Source organism: Stenotrophomonas sp. P5_B8 (genome assembly GCF_054049855.1).
Window position 1 is genome coordinate 1 of the sequence record NZ_JBFULO010000391.1, and the last position, 3610, is coordinate 3610.

Below are 3610 nucleotides of genomic sequence, written 5' to 3' on the forward strand. Positions count from 1 at the left end.
CCGCTGTACATCTCACTGAGGCTGCGCAGGATGCCGGCCAGCACATCGCGCGGTCCGGCCGCGCCCTGCTCGAAGCGGCTGACCAGGCAGAACAATGCACCGGGCTGCTGCAGCCGGCGCGCCAGCGCTGCCTCGAAGGCGGTGTCGGACGCTGCATCGTCCAGTCCGCACTGTGCGGCCAGCAGCGCGAAGTAGTCCTGGTCGCCCTCGCCTGCGCGGAACGGCGGCTGCAGATGCAATACGCGGTCGCCACCGTAACGGTGTGCCGCTTCTGCCAGGATGGCTTCGCGCTCGGGCGGCTGGCCCCAGTGGGCCTGGGTCAACAACAGGCTGACCGGGTACGGTCGCAGTGCCTGCAGGCGGTCGAACAGACGCACCACCGTGGCCGGGATCGGCGTGGTCGTGGCCGTGGTCGGCACGGACGCGACCGGCTCCACCGGAAATTCCGGCTCGAAACCGGCCGAGCACAGCAGTGCGTTGCTTTCCGTTTCGGTCAGTCGCAGGTAGTTGGCACATGCCAGCACGCGGTCGCGATGACGACGGCTGGGCAGCGACGCGCCCGAGCGCCAGTTGTTGACCGCCTCGCGGCTGATGCCGATCTCGGCGGCTACGCCGCCTGCGCTGGCCCGGATGCGACGCATGTGACGCGACAGCAGTTCGGCGAACTCCGGGACAGGCATGGGGAAGGACCAGAACGGGCGGGAATCGGCCACCCTACCGTGGCCGTTTCGGCTGTCAACCATGTGCGTGTCCTGCCTGGAAGCCGCTGTTGTCAGGCCGCCGACACGCTGGCCGGCTGGCGCACCACGAACAGCTTGCGGGTCAGCAACAGGAACACCACGAAGACCAGCACGCCGAGCAGGACCACGCCCACCGACAGCCGTCCCAGCACCGCGCCCAGGCTCTTCTGGCCCTGCAGCCGATCCATGCGTTCGAAGCGCGACGGATCGGCGCGCGCATAGGCCACCTCGACCTGCGCGCCCTCCTGCAGATACGGTGCGGCATTGTCTTCGGACGTACTGAATTCGCCGTTCCGGGCCACGCCGTCGACGACGAACTGGTAGCGGAACTGATAGGTGTGGCTCACACGGCCCTTGCGCCGGCTCTCCTCGATATGGTCCAGCTGCACCGGCACCTGCACGCTGACCGCGTCCTTGAGGATCGCTTCGGCCTGGCGGTGGCCGCTGAGCGCCGAGGCGGAAAACACAATGGCCAGGACGACGTAGCCAAGGATGCACAGCCAGCGCGCGGCCTGGGTAAGGCGTACGTGCGAGGTGTCGGAAACAGGAATGCTGATCATGGTGGTCCCCCGGTAGTGATCGCTTTGGCCAGCAGCGGATGTGCGCTGGCACCGGCGAAGTGTGGGGACGGGCGGCGCAGGCGTGAACCGCCAGCACGTCAAGTTGCGATGTTCCGCGCGTGACGATGCGTCAAGCAGGGACGGTCAGAAGAATTCGTCCAGCAGCCGGTAGAACGCCAGCCGCTGTGGGTCGGGCGCGACGCCATAGTGCGCGAAGAACGGCTGCACCCAGGCCTCGCCCAGGGTGTCGGCGATGCTGCGCGCGGCCAAGGCCAGATCCTGGTGACGGTCGGCCACGCCGGCACGACCGCAATCGATGAATCCGCTGAAACGGCCGTCCTTGGCGATCAGGTTGGGCAGGCACGCATCGCCGTGGGTGACCACCAGATCCGCCTGCGGCTGCGCCGGCACCGTGGCCAGCAGTTCGACAAACACCTGGTCTGCCGATCGGCCCTGCCGCTCATCATCGAAATCCTCGGCGTCCACCTGCCCTGCCGCCAGTCTCGCCTTCGCTGCGGCCAGGCGCCGGGACACGCGGTGGTCGAATGGGCAACCCGACACCGGAAGGGCGTGCAGGTGCTTCAACGCCTCGGCCATGAGCACCGCCACCTGCGCTGGCGCCAGCGCGGGCGACGCGGCCAGATCGGCACCGGGCAGCGCGGTCATCAACAGCCAACGGCGGCCGTTTTCCTCCGCGGCATCGAGCACTTCCGGGACCGAAACGCCTTGGGCGTGCAGCCAGCGCAGCCGCGCGATCTCCTCATGGAGTTCGCTGACCTCATCGACCTGCTCGGTCTTCAGGAACCGGTCCGGGCCGTCGCGGTCCTGCACGCGGAACACGTCCGCGCGCGACATGCCAATGGCAAATGCTTCGATACGGATATCGGCCAAGAGGCTGCGCCACGCGGCGGGCAGCATCAGTCCGTCGGCATCCAGCAGTGTAAGTGGCGAGGTCGGCATGCACGCATCCTGCCGTCGCGGAACGAAAATGCAAGCGCCTGCACCGGGTGGCTTCCTGCACGCGACTGGCCTACGCTCGACCCACCGCCACAACCGGGCCTCCCCTTGGGAAACACCGTCCACTTCCGGCTCGCCCGCGCTGACGACCTGCCCGCGCTGATCGGCATCGACAGCGCGGCCGCTCACGACACTCGCCGCGTCGAGCTGCTGCAGCAGTGGGTGGCGGCACGCAGTTGCCACCTGTTGCTGCTTGACGCGCGTGTTGCCGCCTATGGCGTACTCCACCATCATTTCTTCGACAGYGGGTTCATCGAAATGCTGATGGTCGGCGAAGACTTTCGCCGCCTGGGGCTGGGTGAAGCCCTGCTGCAGCATCTGGTGTCACGCTGCGAGCGACCGCGCCTGTTCACCTCCACCAACCAATCCAACGAGCCGATGCACGCCCTGCTGGCGCGCAATGGCTTCATCGTCAGCGGGCAGATCGACAACCTGGATCCAGGCGACCCGGAGACGGTGTTCTTCCGAGACGTCGCAGGCCCGGGTCAGCCTGCGCGCCACTGACTGCGGTGGCGATCGTGGCGGCACCCGCATGAAGCGTGCGGCCACAATGGAAGGCGAATTCCATACGCTTCCAGCAGGCGCCTGATGGTTCCCATGCCGCATGAGAGGGTCGATGCGCTCCCATCCTGCGCAGTCGCACTCCCGAGAGCGAGCGTTTATGGCCAGGCCTGAGAGCTGCCGCCAGGCCAAGCTACGAAAGCGTGATATTGCGACGCGTCATGTAAACGATTACATCCCCTGCTAGCGTTGGCTTCACCTCATACCGAGGGTTGCCGAGGAGAGTTGGATGGGGTTGCCTGCCAATCGCTGCACGGTCCCGCGCACGTCAGCACACGGACGCGCGCGCGCGCTGCTCCTTCCCGCCTTGCTGCTGGCGGTGACCGCTTCGGCGCAGAACCTGCCCCCACGCAGTCAGTGGCAGGCCAGCAGCTCCTCCCAGCAGGTGCCGGCCATGGCGGTCAGCCACCTCATCGACGGCGACCCGAAGACTGTCACCGGCGGCGCCTTCAGCCCCGGCCACTGGTTCCAGGTGGACCTGGGCAAACCGGCCTTGGTCAGCGGTGCACGGATTACCTGGGATGTCTCCAACCCCGAGGGCTACACGCTGCAGACCTCGCTGGACGGCAAGCAGTGGCAGCCCGCCTACACCATGACCGACTCGCTCGGCGGCATCGAAACCCTGTTCTTCGCCCCGCGTCAGGCCCGGTACCTGCGCCTGGCCAGCCCGGACCGCACCTCCGACTGGGGTGTTTCCATCTTCGAGCTGGAGCCCCTGGACAGCACCACCAG

At 67.3% G+C, this 3610-nt stretch carries 5 protein-coding genes; 2 read left to right on the plus strand and 3 right to left on the minus strand.

Features of this window, described 5'->3' with window-relative positions; translation table 11 throughout:
- The 3 genes from ACXJKH_RS16895 to ACXJKH_RS16905 all read right to left on the minus strand — a co-directional run.
- Positions 1-680: hypothetical protein (locus ACXJKH_RS16895; RefSeq protein ID WP_457321049.1), on the minus strand; the 680-nt coding region annotated here is incomplete at its 3' end.
- Positions 681-772: 92 nt separating this feature from the next.
- Entirely contained in the window at positions 773-1300 is a 528-nt protein-coding gene (locus ACXJKH_RS16900; protein WP_457321052.1) for a DUF3592 domain-containing protein, read from the minus strand.
- A gap of 144 nt (positions 1301-1444) precedes the next feature.
- The gene (locus tag ACXJKH_RS16905; protein WP_457321054.1) at positions 1445-2260 is read right to left on the minus strand and encodes an APH(3')-II family aminoglycoside O-phosphotransferase; all 816 of its coding nucleotides are present in this window, start codon (positions 2258-2260) and stop codon (positions 1445-1447) included.
- 105 nt (positions 2261-2365) lie between these two features.
- On the opposite strand from ACXJKH_RS16905, the gene ACXJKH_RS16910 reads away from it, so the two are divergent.
- Both ACXJKH_RS16910 and ACXJKH_RS16915 read left to right on the plus strand, forming a co-directional pair.
- Positions 2366-2821, plus strand: a complete 456-nt coding sequence (locus ACXJKH_RS16910; protein WP_457321056.1) for an N-acetyltransferase family protein — start codon at positions 2366-2368, stop codon at positions 2819-2821.
- Positions 2822-3107: 286 nt separating this feature from the next.
- Positions 3108-3610 (plus strand): discoidin domain-containing protein (locus ACXJKH_RS16915; protein ID WP_457321057.1); only part of this gene is annotated, 503 nt, incomplete at its 3' end.

Excerpts from the sequence above, each read along its gene's own strand:
- ACXJKH_RS16905 (WP_457321054.1), bottom strand. The coding sequence starts at position 2,260 with ATGCCGACCTCGCCACTTACACTGCTGGATGCCGACGGACTGATGCTG.
- ACXJKH_RS16900 (WP_457321052.1), bottom strand. The coding sequence starts at position 1,300 with ATGATCAGCATTCCTGTTTCCGACACCTCGCACGTACGCCTTACCCAG.